Origin of the sequence: Mesorhizobium sp. B2-3-7 (assembly GCF_006442695.1) — a bacterium.
In the GTDB taxonomy this organism is placed as follows: Bacteria; Pseudomonadota; Alphaproteobacteria; order Rhizobiales; family Rhizobiaceae; genus Mesorhizobium.
Window position 1 is genome coordinate 132,366 of the sequence record NZ_VFVV01000009.1, and the last position, 15,889, is coordinate 148,254.

General features: G+C 63.1%; 15 protein-coding genes. 6 read left to right on the forward strand and 9 right to left on the reverse strand.

Annotated elements, in window-relative coordinates:
• Window positions 1-699: a GntR family transcriptional regulator gene (locus FJ940_RS19050; RefSeq protein WP_140657508.1), complete on the reverse strand. Its 699-nt coding sequence runs from the start codon at window positions 697-699 to the stop codon at window positions 1-3.
• A gap of 209 nt (window positions 700-908) precedes the next feature.
• Here FJ940_RS19050 and FJ940_RS19055 point away from each other — a divergent pair, with 209 nt between their 5' ends.
• From FJ940_RS19055 to FJ940_RS19065, 3 genes are read left to right on the forward strand one after another with little or no spacing between them, the layout of a single operon-like run.
• On the forward strand, window positions 909-2,132 hold the full coding sequence (locus FJ940_RS19055) for an iron-containing alcohol dehydrogenase (protein ID WP_140657510.1): 1,224 nt from the start codon (window positions 909-911) through the stop codon (window positions 2,130-2,132).
• 14 nt (window positions 2,133-2,146) lie between these two features.
• A complete protein-coding gene (locus FJ940_RS19060; RefSeq protein WP_140657512.1) occupies window positions 2,147-3,634 on the forward strand; it encodes an NAD-dependent succinate-semialdehyde dehydrogenase in 1,488 nt (495 codons plus the stop codon).
• A gap of 11 nt (window positions 3,635-3,645) precedes the next feature.
• Window positions 3,646-4,461: an alpha/beta hydrolase gene (locus FJ940_RS19065; RefSeq protein WP_140521349.1), complete on the forward strand. Its 816-nt coding sequence runs from the start codon at window positions 3,646-3,648 to the stop codon at window positions 4,459-4,461.
• A 59-nt stretch (window positions 4,462-4,520) separates the two neighbouring features.
• Here FJ940_RS19065 and FJ940_RS19070 read toward each other — a convergent pair whose 3' ends face one another.
• The 6 genes from FJ940_RS19070 to FJ940_RS19095 all read right to left on the reverse strand — a co-directional run bounded on the left by FJ940_RS19070 (window position 4,521) and on the right by FJ940_RS19095 (window position 10,661).
• On the reverse strand, window positions 4,521-4,889 hold the full coding sequence (locus FJ940_RS19070) for a putative quinol monooxygenase (RefSeq protein WP_140499304.1): 369 nt from the start codon (window positions 4,887-4,889) through the stop codon (window positions 4,521-4,523).
• A 1-nt stretch (window position 4,890) separates the two neighbouring features.
• Window positions 4,891-5,865 carry an ABC transporter permease gene (locus tag FJ940_RS19075; RefSeq protein ID WP_140499306.1) on the reverse strand — a complete coding sequence of 325 codons (975 nt, stop codon included), beginning with the start codon at window positions 5,863-5,865 and terminating at the stop codon, window positions 4,891-4,893.
• A complete protein-coding gene (locus FJ940_RS19080; RefSeq protein WP_224671391.1) occupies window positions 5,855-7,408 on the reverse strand; it encodes a sugar ABC transporter ATP-binding protein in 1,554 nt (517 codons plus the stop codon). Before FJ940_RS19080 ends, FJ940_RS19075 begins: the two co-directional genes overlap by 11 nt.
• A gap of 29 nt (window positions 7,409-7,437) precedes the next feature.
• On the reverse strand, window positions 7,438-8,607 hold the full coding sequence (locus FJ940_RS19085; RefSeq protein ID WP_140657514.1) for a Gfo/Idh/MocA family oxidoreductase: 1,170 nt from the start codon (window positions 8,605-8,607) through the stop codon (window positions 7,438-7,440).
• 64 nt (window positions 8,608-8,671) lie between these two features.
• Window positions 8,672-9,793, reverse strand: coding sequence for a substrate-binding domain-containing protein (locus tag FJ940_RS19090; RefSeq protein ID WP_140499310.1), 1,122 nt, complete (start codon window positions 9,791-9,793; stop codon window positions 8,672-8,674).
• A gap of 40 nt (window positions 9,794-9,833) precedes the next feature.
• Window positions 9,834-10,661, reverse strand: a complete 828-nt coding sequence (locus FJ940_RS19095; protein ID WP_140657516.1) for a sugar phosphate isomerase/epimerase family protein — start codon at window positions 10,659-10,661, stop codon at window positions 9,834-9,836.
• 313 nt (window positions 10,662-10,974) lie between these two features.
• On the opposite strand from FJ940_RS19095, the gene FJ940_RS19100 reads away from it, so the two are divergent.
• From FJ940_RS19100 to FJ940_RS19110, 3 genes are read left to right on the forward strand one after another with little or no spacing between them, the layout of a single operon-like run.
• A complete protein-coding gene (locus tag FJ940_RS19100) occupies window positions 10,975-12,348 on the forward strand; it encodes an ROK family protein (protein ID WP_224519041.1) in 1,374 nt (457 codons plus the stop codon).
• A gap of 46 nt (window positions 12,349-12,394) precedes the next feature.
• Window positions 12,395-13,408: a substrate-binding domain-containing protein gene (locus FJ940_RS19105; RefSeq protein WP_140499314.1), complete on the forward strand. Its 1,014-nt coding sequence runs from the start codon at window positions 12,395-12,397 to the stop codon at window positions 13,406-13,408.
• Entirely contained in the window at window positions 13,405-13,644 is a 240-nt protein-coding gene (locus tag FJ940_RS19110) for a transporter substrate-binding domain-containing protein (RefSeq protein ID WP_181167255.1), read from the forward strand. The genes FJ940_RS19105 and FJ940_RS19110 overlap by 4 nt, the downstream gene beginning before the upstream one ends.
• A 193-nt stretch (window positions 13,645-13,837) precedes the next feature.
• Here the strand turns inward: FJ940_RS19110 and FJ940_RS19115 are convergent, their stop codons facing one another.
• Both FJ940_RS19115 and rocF read right to left on the reverse strand, forming a co-directional pair.
• On the reverse strand, window positions 13,838-14,905 hold the full coding sequence (locus FJ940_RS19115) for an ornithine cyclodeaminase (RefSeq protein ID WP_140499316.1): 1,068 nt from the start codon (window positions 14,903-14,905) through the stop codon (window positions 13,838-13,840).
• A gap of 3 nt (window positions 14,906-14,908) precedes the next feature.
• A complete protein-coding gene (gene rocF / locus FJ940_RS19120; RefSeq protein WP_140499318.1) occupies window positions 14,909-15,829 on the reverse strand; it encodes an arginase in 921 nt (306 codons plus the stop codon).
• Between the last annotated feature and the right edge of the window lie 60 nt (window positions 15,830-15,889).

Below are 15,889 nucleotides of genomic sequence, written 5' to 3' on the forward strand. Positions count from 1 at the left end.
CTACTCGAATGCAGGCAGGAGCCTGTCCCGCGAATTCTCTATGTGCACGCGCATCGCCTTTTCGGCGGCAACCGGATCGCTGGCCGCGAAAGCGGCGAGGATGGCTTCGTGCTCGTCGAGCGCCTCCTCGGTGACCCGCGAGTGATACATCAGGCGGAAAATGTGGAAGTGGGTGTGCTGGTGGTTCAGCGTTTCGCGGATGAGCTCGTTCTGCGCGAACTCCATGACCTTGTCGTGGAAGATGGCATCCTGGCGGGCGAAGTTCGAATAACGCAGGCGTTCGTCCTTGCCCACGCGCCTGGCCATCACGCCAGCCGCCTCCTGCAAAATCATCAGCCGGGCTTCGTCGAGCGCAGCGGCTGCCTTGGCGGCGGCTGCAGGTTCGAGCAGCAGGCGCAGTTCATAGAGTTCGTCGAAACGGCGCCGTGTGATCTGGGGCGCGGCCCGGTACCCGATCAGATGGGTTTTCACCACCAGGCCCTCGCCTTCCAGCCGCCCAAGAGCTTCGCGGATCGGCGTATGCGAGACGTTGAACTCCTTGACGAGGTTGTCGACGGTGATCCGCGATCCCGGAGCTATCTTCAGCGACATCAGCTGCTGGAAGATCGCCTCGTAGACGTCGCCCGACAGGCTGTTGGCGCGCTGGATGCGGCCCGTCAACCGAGCGTCGTTGTCGGCAGTAAGGTCTGGATTCTGCATGTTTTGCCTCTTGACAGGGGCGACCTCTAACACGATGCTCCGCGCAATTCAATCCTATATCCTATACGATTTTATAGAGGATATTTCGTGAGGCAGGAAAACTCGACTTCGGCTCTGGCCCGTGCCTTGCCCGAACCACGCCACGCACGCTGGGCAAGCGGTGATCTCCGATCCCCCGCTCCCCAATCCATATTCGAAGGACACAGTTCATGACGCTATTTGCAGCAGTCCGGTTGCCGCGTGAGATTCTTTTCGGCAAAGGCCAGCGCCATGCGCTGCCTGATATTGCCGCCAAATATGGCCGGCGCGCATTCATCTGCACGGATGAGCGTTTCGCCGGAACGCCAATGTTCGCGCAAATCAGCGCGGCACTGAGAGCTGGCTCGATCGAAACGCTCGTGTACGATCGCATCCTCCCGGATGTCCCCCGTGACAGCGTTGCCGTCTGCGCCGCCCATGCGAAGGACTTCAAGCCGGACATGGTGATCGGGATCGGTGGCGGCAGCTGCCTGGACATGGCCAAAAGCGCCGCGTTGCTGATTAGCCACGGCGGGCGGCTTCAGGACTACTACGGGGAGTTCAAGGTGGCCGGCCCCACGCTCCCGGTAATCGCGGTCCCGACCACCGCCGGCACCGGTTCGGAAGTGACGCCGGTAGCGGTGATCTCCGATCCGGAGCGAACACTGAAGGTCGGCATTTCCAGTCCCCATCTCATTGCCGCGGTCGCGCTCTGCGATCCGGAACTCACCGCGACATGCCCGCCCTCCCTCACGGCAATCGCCGGAGCCGACGCGCTCACCCACGCGATCGAAGCCTTCACGTCCGCCAAACGCGGCTCCGATCCGCACTTGCCGCAGCGGCATGTCTTTGTCGGCAAGAGCGCGCTGACCGATCATTTCGCGCTGCTGGCCATCCAACTCCTGGGCCGCAGTCTCGAAAAGGCTTACCGGGACGGCTCGGACGAAGACGCACGCGCCGATGTCATGATGGGAGCGCTGGCGGCCGGCTGCGCTTTCGGCACGGCCGGAACGGCGGCTGCCCACGCCGTGCAATATCCCGTCGGCGCGCTTACCCACACGCCGCACGGATTAGGCGTGGCGACGATGCTTCCCTACGTGATGAGCTACAATCTGCCCGCCGCGACCGACGAAATAGCGGCGGTCGGCGCCGCTCTGGGGGTGACGGAGACAAAGAGCGCCGAGGCGACCGCGCGCGCCACCATCGATGAGGTGGCCCGGCTGTTCGCGGCGATCGGCATCACCCGCACGCTGGCCGATCTGGGTCTTCCACACGACAAGATCGACTGGACCGCCGAGCAGGCGCTCGGCATCGATCGGCTGATCAAGAACAACCCTCGTCCTTTCGACATCGCCGCGATGCGGCGGCTGGTGAGGGCCGCCTATGACGGCGACATGGCCGCAAGCTCAGTCTGACCAGAGGTGATGAGATGAACGTACCCCAAGGGCAACTCAACGAAGATCCCGACATGTTCGATTACACCACATTCTCGCACGGCCTCTATATCGACGGACACTGGCGACCGTCTTCCGACGGTCGTCTCATTGAGGTGATCGATCCTTCCACGGAGGCCGTGATTGCGGCTGTCCCGGACGCCACGATTGCCGATGCCGCCGCTGCCGTCGAGGCGGCTGCGAAGGCGGCGGCAGGCTGGCGCGCAACCGCGCCGCGCAAGCGTTCGGAAATACTGCGGCGTTGTTTCGAATTGATGGTCGAACGGTCCGATACGCTGGCGGCGCTGATCTCGCTGGAGAACGGCAAGGCGCTGCGCGACGCGCGCGGCGAGGTCGCCTATGCGGCTGAATTCTTCCGCTGGAATGCCGAGGAAGCGGTGCGCATCAGCGGCGAGTTCGGCCTGGCGCCGTCAGGCGCCAACCGGATCGTCGTCGATTATCATCCGATCGGCATCTGCGTGCTCATAACGCCCTGGAATTTCCCCGCCGCCATGGCGACACGCAAGATCGCGCCGGCGCTGGCCGCCGGCTGCACCGTCATTCTGAAGCCCGCCAGCGAGACGCCCCTGACCGCCTACGCGCTCGCCGCGCTGTACGAGGAGGCGGGTGTGCCTCCCGGCGTCGTCAATGTGCTCACCACTTCGAACCCCGGACCAGTGACCTCCGCCATGCTCGCCGACCCGCGCGTCCGGAAGCTATCCTTCACCGGTTCGACCGGCGTGGGTCGTGTTCTGCTGGCCGAAGCCGCCAAGCACGTCATCTCATGCTCGATGGAACTCGGCGGCAACGCCCCGTTCATCGTCTTCGATGACGCCGATCTGGACGCGGCCCTCGACGGCGCGATGGTCGCCAAGATGCGAAACGCCGGCGAGGCCTGCACGGCAGCCAACCGCATCTACGCGCAGGCCGGCATCCATGACGCTTTTGCCGAAGGTCTGCGCCAACGCATGGCCGCGCTCAAGCTCGGTTCAGGCACCGACCCGGACACCGAATGCGGTCCGATGATTACCAGGAAGGCCGTCGACAAGATCGATCGGCTGGTCAAGGACGCGGTCGCCCGTGGGGCCACGATCCTGTGCGGCGGCGCGGTCGCCGACGACAAGGGCTATTTCTATCCGCCGACCGTCCTTCGGGACGTGCCCGCCAATGCCGAGATGGCGCAGGAGGAGATATTCGGTCCGGTGGCCCCGATCAGCCGCTTCGAGAACGAGGACGAAGTCATCGCGCGCGCCAACGACACGGAATACGGCCTTGCCGCCTACATCTACACGCGTGATCTGGCCAGGGGCATGCACGTGGCATCGAAGATCGAAACGGGCATGGTCGCGCTCAATCGCGGCCTGATGTCGGATCCGGCGGCACCTTTCGGCGGCGTCAAGCAGAGCGGCCTTGGCCGCGAAGGCGGACAGAAGCACGGCATTGCCGAGTTCATGGAGGCGAAGTACATCGCCGTGACCATGTGAACGGGCACCCCATGCAGAATGATCCTTTCCGCATCCGCGACCACGTCGCCGAGTTCGACGACATCGTCGCCGAGATCGTTCGTCGCAGCACGGAGGTGCGCGCAACAATACCGATGGTTGCCGACATCGCCTATGGAGCGGATGCCACCGAGACCATCGACCTGTTCTTTCCGGAGGGCAAACGCGACCGCCTGCCGGTCCATGTGTTCATCCATGGCGGCTACTGGCGCATGTTCTCCAAGCGCGACTATTCCTATGTCGCCGAGACGGTGACGCGCGCCGGCGCAATCGCGGTCATCGTCGATTATGCGCTGATGCCGGCTGTGAGGATGGCCACGATCGTCGACCAGGTGCGGCGCGCCAAAAGCTGGGTGCTCGACCATATCGGCGATCACGGCGGCGATACCGAGCGCCTGACCGTGAGCGGACATTCAGCCGGCGCCCAACTTGCGACGATGCTTTTCAATGACGACGGCCGGACATCGACAATCAAAGGCGCGTTGCTGCTTGGCGGGCTCTACGACCTGAAGCCGCTTCAGACCTCCTTCCTTGCCGCCGAGATCGCGATCACGGACGAGGATGCAGCCAGGTTCTCGCCGCTCACCCGCCGTTTCGATCCGTCAGTGTCGGTCGAGATCGCTGTCGGCGCCGACGAAACGCCGCCATTCCACAGGCAGGCCGAGGTGTTTGCGCGGCATCTGAAGGAGCAGGGACTACAGGTCTCGCAGACCGCCCTTCCTGGAGCCAATCACATGAGCAGCGTTCTCGACCTCGGCTTGGCCGGCACCGAGGCGGCAACCATGCTGACAAACCTGGTTTCCGGCTGAGGCCATTGGCGTTCCGTCAAAAGCTGGCACTTTCAGCTGTCACCCGCGTCCCGAGCGCTTTACCTGTCTCCATCGGATCTGCTCTCACCGCGCGGGGTTGGAAACGATCGCTCATGCGATGCCAGCGCCAGCTGGCTGAGCATAACGAATTGACGGACATCCACCGGCCGCGCAACGAGGTCGTCGAGCTTCCCGAACAGCGGCATCAGATGTGGCATGGAGAGGTGCCTGTCGAGATCGTCCTTCGAACGCCAGTTCTCGTAAAACATGAATACGCAGGGGTCAGCCGGGTCGACATGGAAGTCGTAGTTGATGCAGCCCTCCTCGGCACGTGTCGGTTCGACGAGGCCCGACAGGATTCTTTGCAGTTCATCGCGGGTTTCGGGTTTGGCAACCACGGTGCCGATGACCGTATAGGGAACCGTCATCTCATTTCCTCCCCTGGCTGAGTGCAACGGCAAGGATGATGATGGCGCCGCGCGCGATTAGCTGCTGGCTGAACTCCAACCCCATCAGAATCAGGCCGTTATTGATGAGGCCGATCATCAGCGCGCCGACAATTGTCCCGATCACCGTGCCGGAGCCGCCGAACAGGCTGGTGCCGCCAAGCACCGCCGCGGCTATCACCGACAGTTCGTCGCCTTGGCCGAGTTGGAAGCGCCCCGATTGCAGCCGGCCGGCGTAAAGCATTCCGGCCAGCGCCGCCGCCATGGCCGAGATGGTAAGCACGCGGAACTTGACCGACTTGGTGTCGATGCCGGAATAACGCGCCGCGATCTCGCCGCCGCCGGTGGCCAGCACGCGGCGGCCAAAGCTCGTTCGCCTCAAAACGACGTGGCCGACGGCTCCCAGCACCAGCATCCAGATCAGCAGCACCGGCACCGGCCCGACATTGCCGCCGCCGAAGATCCAGGAGTAGCTCTTCGAGATGATCGGCACCGCAGCCGTATCGCTGATCCACATTGCGGTGCCGGTAGCGATGCCCATCATAGCCAACGTGGTAAGGAAGGATGGAATTCCGACCCGCGTCGTCAACAGGCCGTTGAAGGTGCCGACGACGGCGCCTGTGGCGAGCCCCGCCATCACACCGGTGATCGGTCCGCCGGCGTCGATCGCCATCGCCGTCGTCACCGAGGCGAGACCCGCGACGGCACCAACGGACAGGTCGATCTCGCCTGCCGACAGAACATAGGTCATGGCGATCGCCATCACCGCGATCATCGCCGTCTGCCGCACGATGTTGAGCAGGTTGTTGAGGTTGAGGAAGCCCTTGTCGAACAACGTTATCGCGAAAATGATGAAGATGACGACGAAACCGATGTAGATGATGTTCTGCCGCCAGTTGGTGAGCCCAAGCCTCGCTGCCAGCGAGGACTGGGACGCGGCAGCCTGACTAGTGGACATGTATTCCTCCCTGGCTCTTGCTCAGCGCTTTCTGGATGACGATCTGCAGCTTGCGCTCGGCCGCCTGGAGTCGCGCAACCGGATCGTTCTTTGGCGCCGAGGGATCGTCGAGATCGGCGCGGCTGACATCGTTCACGACGCGCCCCTCGGAGACGACGATGATACGGTCGCAGGCCGACAGCATCTCGGACAGCTCCGACGAGATCATGATGATTGCCTTGCCGGCGTTGGCGAGCTGGCGAACCAGCAGGATGATTTCCGACTTCGAACCGATATCGATGCCGGAGGTCGGCTCGTCGAGGACCAGGATCTCCGGATTCCTCGAAAGCCATTTGCCGATGACGACCTTCTGCTGGTTGCCGCCCGAAAGTGTGCGCACCGGGCTGTCGCGCGATGCAGTCTTGATCCGCAGCTGGGCGATCTGGCGATCAGTCAGCTCGCGCATCTTTTTCGTCGACACAAAGGCCTTGCTGCTCAACTGGTCGAGCACGGCGAGCGTCATGTTGGAGGCGACCGAATGCTCCGCGATGACGCCCTGCCGTAGCCGATCCTCCGGCACCAGCGCCACACCGGCCTCGATGGCGTCACTTGGTCTGGCGATCGCCACCGGCTCGCCGGCAATGCGGATCTCGCCTTCGACGATCGGATCTATGCCGGCGATGACGCGCGCGATCGCCGACCGCCCGGAGCCCAGCAGCCCGGCTAGGCCGACCACTTCGCCGCTGTGGACGACGAAGCTGACGTTCTTCGGTTTCTCCACCCCTGAAACACCGTCGAGCTCAAGCAGCGGCGCCCCGACATTCGATTCGCCGCGTACCACGTCGGACAGACCACGCGAGCGTTTGCCGACAATATGCTCAATCATCGTTTCGATCGGCAGTTCCGACATCGGCGCGGTGATGACGTTGCGGCCATCGCGCAAGATCGTGGCGCGGTCGGCGATGCGGGCTATCTCGTCCATGCGGTGCGAGACATAGATGATGGCGACGCCTTCCGATCTCAGTTTGCGCAGGAAGGCAAACAGCCGCTCGACATCGGATACCGCCAGCGCCGTCGACGGTTCATCCAGGACCAGCACTTTCGCATTCTGCGAGATCGCCTTGACGATCTCCGTCAACTGCCGTTGGCCGGCGCCGAGATTGCCGACCGTCGCTTTCGGATCGACCTCGACCTGCAGCATGTCGAACAGGTCCTTGGCGCGCTTTTCGGCGGTGCGATCGTCGATCAGGCCGAACGCGACCTTGGCTTCGCGGGTCAGGAAAACATTCTGCGCCACGGTCAGCGTGGGGATGAGGCTCATTTCCTGGAAGATCATGGCGATGCCCGCCCGCCTTGAAGCTTCGGGCGAGATTTCGGCGAGTGGCTTGCCATCGACTAGAATGGTACCGGTGTCCGGCACATGAACGCCGTTCAACACTTTCAGGATGGTCGACTTACCGGCACCATTGCCACCGAGCAATGCGTGGATTTCGCCTTTCTCTACCCGCAGGTCGACATCGACCAGCGCCTTGACGCCGCCGAAGGATTTGGTGACGCCTTTCATTTCCACCGCATGAACAGGCGCCGCGATTGTCATGGTCGGACCTTGGTCCACTGGCCGGATTGGCCGGATTCGATCAGCGCGTCGGCCACCCGCTCGGTCTTGTAGCCATCCTCGAAATTGGGCAAGGGCTGCTTGCCCGAAACAATAGCCGAGAAGAAATCGAAACACTCCACGATCTTGGTTTCGGAATAGCCGATGCCGAGCGCCGGGATTGGCCACAGACCCGACCCATAGGGGTGCGCCGGACCGGAATAGACGGACCTGAAGCCGCGTGCATCCGCAGGATCATCGGCAAACATCACCTGCAATTCGTCGCGCCGTTCGTAGTTGAAAGCAATGGAGCCTTTGGTGCCGTGGATCTCGAAAGTGATGAAATTGTTGCGGCCATAGGCGTTGCGGGTCGCCTCCAGCGAACCGATCGCGCCGTCGGCGAATTTCAGCAGCGTCATCACCTCGTCGTCGACGTCGACCTCAGCCCGCTCGGTATCGGTATTCCTCTCTGCCGCGCCGAGCCTGTCGAGATTGCCGCGTTGGATCGGTCGCGTTTTGTTGTAGGTGCGCACCAACGCGCTGACCTCGGCGATCTCGCCGACCAGATAACGGGCAAGGTCGACGACATGGGTGCCGATGTCGCCGATCGAGCCGGACCCGGCGATCTTCCTCTGAAAGCGCCAGGACAGAGGCGAATCCGGATCGGCCGACCAGTCCTGCAGATAGGTGCCGCGGAAGTTGAGAATCTTACCGATGCGGCCTTCCTCTATGTACTGGCGGGCAAGCGCCACTGCCGGCGTGCGACGATAGTTGAAGGCAACCATGTGGATGACGCCGGCTTTGTTCACCGCGTCGAGCATGGTCTTTGCCTCGTCGCCGCCGCGCGCCAGCGGCTTTTCGCAGATGATGTGCTTGCCGGCTTCAGCGGCCGCGATCGCGATCGCGGCATGGCTGTCGTTCGGGGTGACGATGTCAATGACGTCGATGTCGGATCGCGTCACCACCGAACGCCAGTCAGCGGATGATTCCTCGAATCCGTAGCGACGGCGGCCTCCGTCGGCCAGTGCCTCGGTGATGTCGACCACCACCTTGCGCACGGGGATGGCGGGGGCGGGCCAGAAGAACATCGGCATCGTCGCATAAGCGAGCGCATGGGCTTTACCCATAAAGCCGCCGCCGATCATCGCCACGTTGAGCGTCTTGGTCATGATGGTCTCCTGTCGAATTGAGAAGAGGTGCGGCCGGCTGGGAGTGCGCCGGCCGCAGGGCGCGCTACATGCTGCCCTTGATCTTGTCGGTCGCCTCGGCGTGATAGACGGCTTTCCAACCCTCGAGCAGCGTGTCCTTGGTGACGGGCAGCGCCGGCAAGGCGACGAAGGCCGGAGCCTCCTTGCCGAGCAGACCGTAGCCTGCGAGCAGGGCTTCGGTGACGCCCTGGTCAAACGGACGCTGGGCGCCCAGGCCCTTCACGAAGCCCCCGCCCGCCATATTGATTGCGACGTTCTCGCCGAGGTCGCAGGTGGTGATGACAAGGTCGTCGCGACCAGCGGTGCGGGCCGCCGAGATGACGCCTTCGGCCGGCACGTCCCACACCGCCCAGATGCCGTTGATGGCAGGGTTGGAAGTGAGGATGGCCGATGCCGCCTTTTCGGCGTCGCCGGTGAAGTCCGGGCCGCCAATGCCTTGTTCGGCGACAATCTTGATATCGGGGTAGTTGTCGGCGATCGTCTTCTTAAAGCCATCATAACGCTGTTTGGTGACAAAGAAGTCGGCGGCGTGGAAGACCAGACCAATGTCGCCCTTGCCCCCCAGCGCCTTGGCCATCAGATGCGCTGCGGCGACGCCGTTCCCATAATTGTCGGCCGAGACTACGGAGACGTAATCCTTGCCCGCGACGAAGCCGGCCGGCACGTTGTCCATGAACACCAGCTTCACGCCCTTATCGGCAACTGCCCTGTACGCGGACGCCGTCGCCGACGGGTCGGTGGGGATCGAAACGATGATCTTGGGGTTCTGGGCCATCACAGTTTCGAGGTCGGCGACCTGCTTTTCCGGCTTGAATCCGGCATCGGTCGTGGCGATCACCTCGATGCCCATCTTGCCAAACTGGTCTTTGAGGCCGGCGATCTGCGCGCGTGACCAGTCATTGCCGCCATAGTGCATGACGATCGCCGCCGTCGCCTTCATGTCCTTGATCTTGGCCAGTTCCTCCTGCGTCAGATTGACGGACGCCGCCGACGCTGGAGCTTCGCCGTTCGGCCCCTTGGAGAGCACTGTCTTCTGCAGTTCGGCGAGTGCTGAATCGGGGTCGGCGAAAGCGGGAGCTGCGGTATAGAGGCTGGCGGCCAGCAATGCCGCCGTGAACGTCCCGGCTATTGTGTTGAAACGTGTCATTTGGGTCTCCTCCCTGATGACAGGCTTGGTACCTGTCGGTTCAACTCTGCTTCAAAGCGCTCTTCAGATATTTCATGCTGAGTTCCGCCCCTTGCTTGGGGTCTGGCCAGGCATCCAGCTCGGTTGCGATCCAGCCGGAAAATCCGGTGTCCTCGAGCGCCTGGATGATCGGCTCCATATCAAGGTCGCCGCGGTCGAGCGGCGTGAAGGCGAAGGGATCGCGCTGCCAGCCCTTCAAATGCACATAGCTGATGCGCTTGCTGAATTCGCGAATCTGCGCGGCCGGATCACCGCCAGCGGCTGCCAGATGCGCGGTGTCCGGACAGAAATCGATCGCGGTATGTTTGAAAATCTCGCGAACTTCGTCGGGACCTTCGACGATGGTCGACAGATGCGGGTGATAGTGCGCGCGCAAGCCCGCCTTGGCTGCGATGTCGATGACCTTGTCGAGCGCCGCGCCGAGGCGCTTGAAATCATCTGGCTGCCGGCCTTTGGCTCGCTTGGCGCCACCGCCGACGACCAGATGCTCGCCGCCGAGTTCGGCCACGGCAGCCGCTCCGCGTTCGATCCGCGCCAACTCCTCGCCAAGGATATCGTCGAAGATAAAGTTGGCACCGGAGTAGCCGGCCACGAGCACGACGCCGGACTGGTCCAAGGCAGCGCGCAGCGCGCCATTGCGTCCTTGATAGTCGAGGAGATTGCCGTCGAAGAGTTCTGTTCCGGTATATCCGGCCGATCCAATGTCGCGGATCGCCTGCTCCATGTCACCGAAGGTGCGATAGGTAAGCTGGGTGATCGAAGTGACGCCGACGGCGTTGCCACCGAGCGCACCCCAGCAATTGGCGTGATAGGCCAGTTTCACCGACATCTCGTATCCTCCCTGCCTGTAGCCGATGCATCACCGCGCGCAGCGCGGGCCGGCATCTTTGGCTGGAGAAGAATTCGGACAACGGACGTGCGACATCCTTCGCCTTCGCGAGGGCTGTCGACGTTAGGAGCCCTCCTCCGAGCCTGGCTGATACTTATGCCCGCCTTTCGCCGCTCGTCAATCATTAAAATGCAAAAGTCGGCATACTTTTGTTTGTAAAATACATAAGTTCCTGCTTGATCCGTAAATGAGGCCACGGTACCCATGGCTAACGGCGTGATGACCCTGAGCCGGCAGCGATAGAGATCGGGAGATGAGCCTCGGCAAGACTATGGACGAGCGCAGCGCCACAGACCCCGTACAGTCGGACCAACCGCGCCGCGCCGCCGGCCGGCCGCGTGCCAGCGAATCCGCGCATGGCAGCCTGGCCACGCTGCTCAACCTTATACGGACCGAGGCGGCAACGACCCGCCAGGAGCTAGAGAACCAGTCGGAACTGGGGCGCGCCGTCGTCACGGATCGTCTCGCCACGCTGCTTCGGCTAGGGCTGATAGAAGAAGGCGAACTCGGCCCGGCGATCGGCGGACGCGCACCACGCCATGTCCGCTTCCGGCCGCGCATTGGCATGATCCTGGCCGCCGTGCTCGATCATTCCTCGCTGGCAGTCGGTGTATCAGACCTGTCCGGCCGCCTGCTGGCCGAACATCACGAAGCGGTGGAACTGGCCGCAGGTCCCGAGCCGGTGGTCCAGCGGCTAGCAACGCTGTTTGCCTGGATGCTGGAAGAGCATGGCAGTGAGGCCAGCATCTGGGGCATCGGGCTGGCGGTGCCCGGAGCCGTTGAGAAATGCGATGATCAGCGGCTGTTCGCGCCGGCGCTGAATGCGTTCCAGAACTGGGATGGATTCCCTTTCGTCGAGCAGTTGGCCACGCTTGTCGGCGCGCCGGTATGGGTGCGAAGCGGCGTCCAGACGATGACGATGGGCGAACTGAAGTCCGGCAGCGGCCTCGCCGACATGATCTTCGTCAAGCTCGGCCGCTCGATCAGCGCCGGCGTGGTTTCGGAGGGAGCGTTGCACCGTGGCGCGCAGGGCGCTGCCGGCATGATCGGTCATACTTTCATCGAGGGCAGAAATCTCGAAGCTGTTGCCGGCAGCGAAGCGCTCGGACGCGAGGCCCGCCAGGCGGCCGAGAGCGGGAGCAGCCCCTATCTGGCCGAGATGCTTGCGCGCGCCGGCGAAGTGACGGTCACCGACGCTGGCCACGGCGCCCAATTGGGCGATCCGTTCTGTATCGACCTTCTCGGGCGTTGCGGCCGTGCGGTCGGCGAGGTACTGGCGCCATTGGCCAATCTGCTGAACCCGTCATTGATCGTACTCGGCGGCAGCGTGGCCCAGACCGGGGACATACTGTTGGCAGCCGTACGCGAGGCGGTCTATCGCCAGTCGCATCCGATCGTCACCCGCGACCTGCGCATCGTCCGTTCGCAGATGGGCGGCTCGGCCGGACTGGTCGGCGCCGCCCAAGTCGTTGCGGAAGCACTGTTCGATGCGAAATTTCTGCAGGGGTGGATTACGCTCGGTTCACCGCGTGAGCATCCGGAATTCAAGGATTTTCTCGCGCGGGCCGCACTCGGAACCAGCGCTCGCCCGGCAAAGCCACGGCCACCGGGAGGAGCGCTTGCATAGCATCGCCAAGTCGGCCGGGCCGCGTGAACCTGGGGAGGGTTGAGGAATGGCGATCACCGGCCTTGGGCCGCATGGCGAACGGGCGGTTCCAGCCGACCAGGTCGGGTTGTCGAATGCCGACGCCGATCTCGCCCGCAACCGGCGCTTCTCGGTCGCCATCGTTCTCCACACCACCAAGAGCGACTGGGCTAAGGAGGAATTGGCCGGGATCGTCACCACGCTTGGCCGCTACGGAGCGGCGGTGGTCGAGGTCGTCGACTGCGGCTTCGACATCGAGCGGCAAATTTCGGAACTGAAACGGCTGGCCGGCGAAGCCGTGGATGCGGTGGTCTCCATTCCAATCGGCAGCAACCGTGCCGCCGACGCGCATCGTGCAATATCGGCGGCCGGAAAGAAGCTGTTGCTGCTCGACAATGCCCCAACCGGCATGCTGCCCGGCAAGGATTACGTCAGCGTTGTTTCCAGCGACAATTTCGGTCTCGGTCAGATCGGCGCAGAACTCCTGGCGCCACATATACCACAGGGCGGAAAGGTCGGCGTTCTGGCCTATGGCATCGATTTCTTCGCGACGCATGAGCGCGAGATTGCTTTCCGAAAATGGATGGCTGCTCGACGTCCCGACCTGACGCTGGTTCGCGGCAAGTTTGCCGACGTGTCGCAAGCGAGAGCCGCGACCGCCGACTTGCTGCAGGCCAATCCGGAGCTCGCCGGACTGTTTGCCGTCTGGGACGTGCCGGCAATCGCTGCCGTCGCGGCGATCCGCGATGCGGGCAAGGCTATTCCGGTGACGACAGTCGACCTCGGCAACGACGTCGCCACGGACCTCGTTGGTGGAGGCCTGATCAAGGGCATCGCCGCGCAACTGCCTCACGATCAGGGCGTTGCTACGGGCATTGCCACAATTCTCGGCCTGCTCGAACGCCAGCCGCCGGCCTGGATCGCGCTTCCCGGGCTCAGTGTCACGGCCAGCAATGTAGTAGAAGCCTATCAAGTCGTCTGGCGCACACCAGCGCCCGCCGCCTTGCTAATGGCGCGCAAGCCACGAAACAGCCTGCCTTGACCGACAATGTCGTCTTCGCGAGGGACCGCGCGGCAAAGAGCAACGGCACGCTGATCACAAGCGGTCCGCGTCTCGTCGGCGCCATCATGGCGTCAAATGTTTGCCTGGGCATCCGCAAGCAGGAGCCCGAGCTTCAGGCGATCCTCAACAAGGCGCTCGGCGAGATGGCCGCGGACGGTACGCTCGCGCAGATGTCGAAGAAGTGGTTTGAAGTGGGCTTGAGCCCGAAGAGCTAAAACAATTCCAGGAAAAGTGTAGAGCGGTCTTCCCGGAAAAGCGTGTAGCGCTTTCCCTGGAGAATTGCATAAAAGTGATAGAGCGCTTCGTCATTTCCATCGAACGATGAACCGCTTTAGGATATCGAGCCGCGCGCCGCTCGGCGCCGCAGCTATTGCGAGGCGGACATTCGGCCGCAGGTTCTGCGAAAACTCAGCTGGATACGGCCGTGATCTGGGCGGCCTTGTCGGCGCGCAGCAGCATGCCGAAGAGGTCGCGTGGCTCATCCGGGTCCGCCAGCAGATCGAGCTCCTCGTAGAGGCCGGTGCGCTGAAGCTGGTCGCGGACGTAGCGCAGCGCGGAAAAGTCCTCGATCGCAAAGCCGACGGAATCGAACAAGGTGATCTGACTGGCATCCCGGCGGCCGACGGCCTTGCCGGTCATCACTTGCCACAACTCCGTCACGGTATGGTCCGGCTCGAGTTGCTGGACTTCACCCTCGATGCGCGACTGCGGCGGGTATTCGACGAATATGGCGGAGCGCAGCAGAATATCGCGATGCAATTCCGTCTTGCCGGGGCAATCGCCGCCGACGGCATTTATGTGCACGCCCGATCCGACCATGTTGTCCGTCAGGATGGTCGCGGAGCGTTTGTCGGCGGTGACCGTCGTGATGATGTGAGCCCCTTCCACCGCCTCCTGCGCCGAAGCGCAGATCGCGATGTCGAAACCGAACCCCGCAAGGTTTTTCGCGCACTTCAAGGATGCCGACCGATCGATGTCATAGAGGCGAAGCCTGTCGATGCCGAGCAGGGCCTTGAAGGCGATGGCCTGGAATTCCGACTGGGCGCCATTGCCGATGATTGCCATGCAGTCCGCCGCATTGGGAGCAAGGTATTTGGCCGCGACGGCCGACGTCGCCGCCGTGCGCAACGCGGTCAGGATGGTCATTTCCGAAAGCAGCATCGGATAGCCATTGCCGACATCGGCCATCACGCCGAACGCCGTCACGGTCTGGCGCCCGTCGCGCGTGTTTTTTGGATGACCGTTGACATACTTGAAGCCGTAGAGCTGTCCGTCGCTCGTAGGCATCAGTTCGATGACGCCGTCGATGCTGTGCGAAGCGATGCGTGGGGTCTTGTCGAACAATTCCCAGCGTCGGAAATCCTCTTCGATATAGGCAGCGAGATCGATGAGAAAGCGATCGATGCCGACGGCAAGAACCAGCTTCATCATGTGATCGACGCTGACGAAGGGCACGATGTTCAGATGGGGGGTCACAGTTCAATAACTCCGTGTGGGACGGTCCATGATCCGCCGGCCCATCAGGCTCGCGGTCAGGTCCACGAGAAGGGTTGCGGTGCGGTTGCGTTCGTCGAGTGCGGGATTGAGCTCGACCAGGTCGAGGCTGGTGACGAGATGGCTGTCGTGCAACATCTCCATCACCAGATGAGCCTCGCGGAAGGTGGCGCCGCCCGGCACGGTGGTGCCCACGGCAGGCGCGATCGAAGGGTCGAGAAAATCGACATCGAGGCTGACATGCAGCATGCCGTTTTCGGCACTGACCCGCTCGAGAAAGGCGCGAAGCAGCGGGGCCATGCCGTATTCGTCAATCATCCGCATGTCGTGCACGGTGACGCCCGCCTTGCGTAGCGCTTCGCGCTCCGCCGGATCGACGCTGCGGATGCCCAGTGTGCAGATACGGGCCGGATCCACGCAAGCCGCCAGGCTGGGGAAGTAGCCTTCGAAGCCGGGTTGCCCGCTAGCATAAGCCAGCGGCACGCCATGCAAATTCCCGCTGGTCGTGGTGTCGAGCGTGTGAAAATCAGGATGTGCGTCGAGCCACAGCACGAACAGCGGGCGGCCGGCTTCCGCCGCCCGGCGGGCGATACCGGCCAGCGTGCCGGCGGAAATGCTGTGGTCGCCACCAAGGAAGATCGGCATGGCGCCGGCGCTGGCTGCATAGGCCGCCTCGGTAATCGCCGCCGTCCATGCGACGATTTCCGGCAGCGCCTTCAAGGCGGCATTGCCGTGGCTGATCGGGCGCAGATCGGCAGAGGCGACGGTGCCAAGGTCGGCCAGCGTATGCCCGAGTTCAGTGAGCGCTGCCGCCAGGCCTGCGGTACGCAGCGCACTAGGCCCCATCTCGCAACCCATCCGGCCCGAGCCGACCTGGATCGGTGCCCCGACGATCGTACAATGCATCCGTATTTCCTCGCGCGTCTTCGATGCCTCATTGGAGCGCGGATAACTGGCAGGATGAAC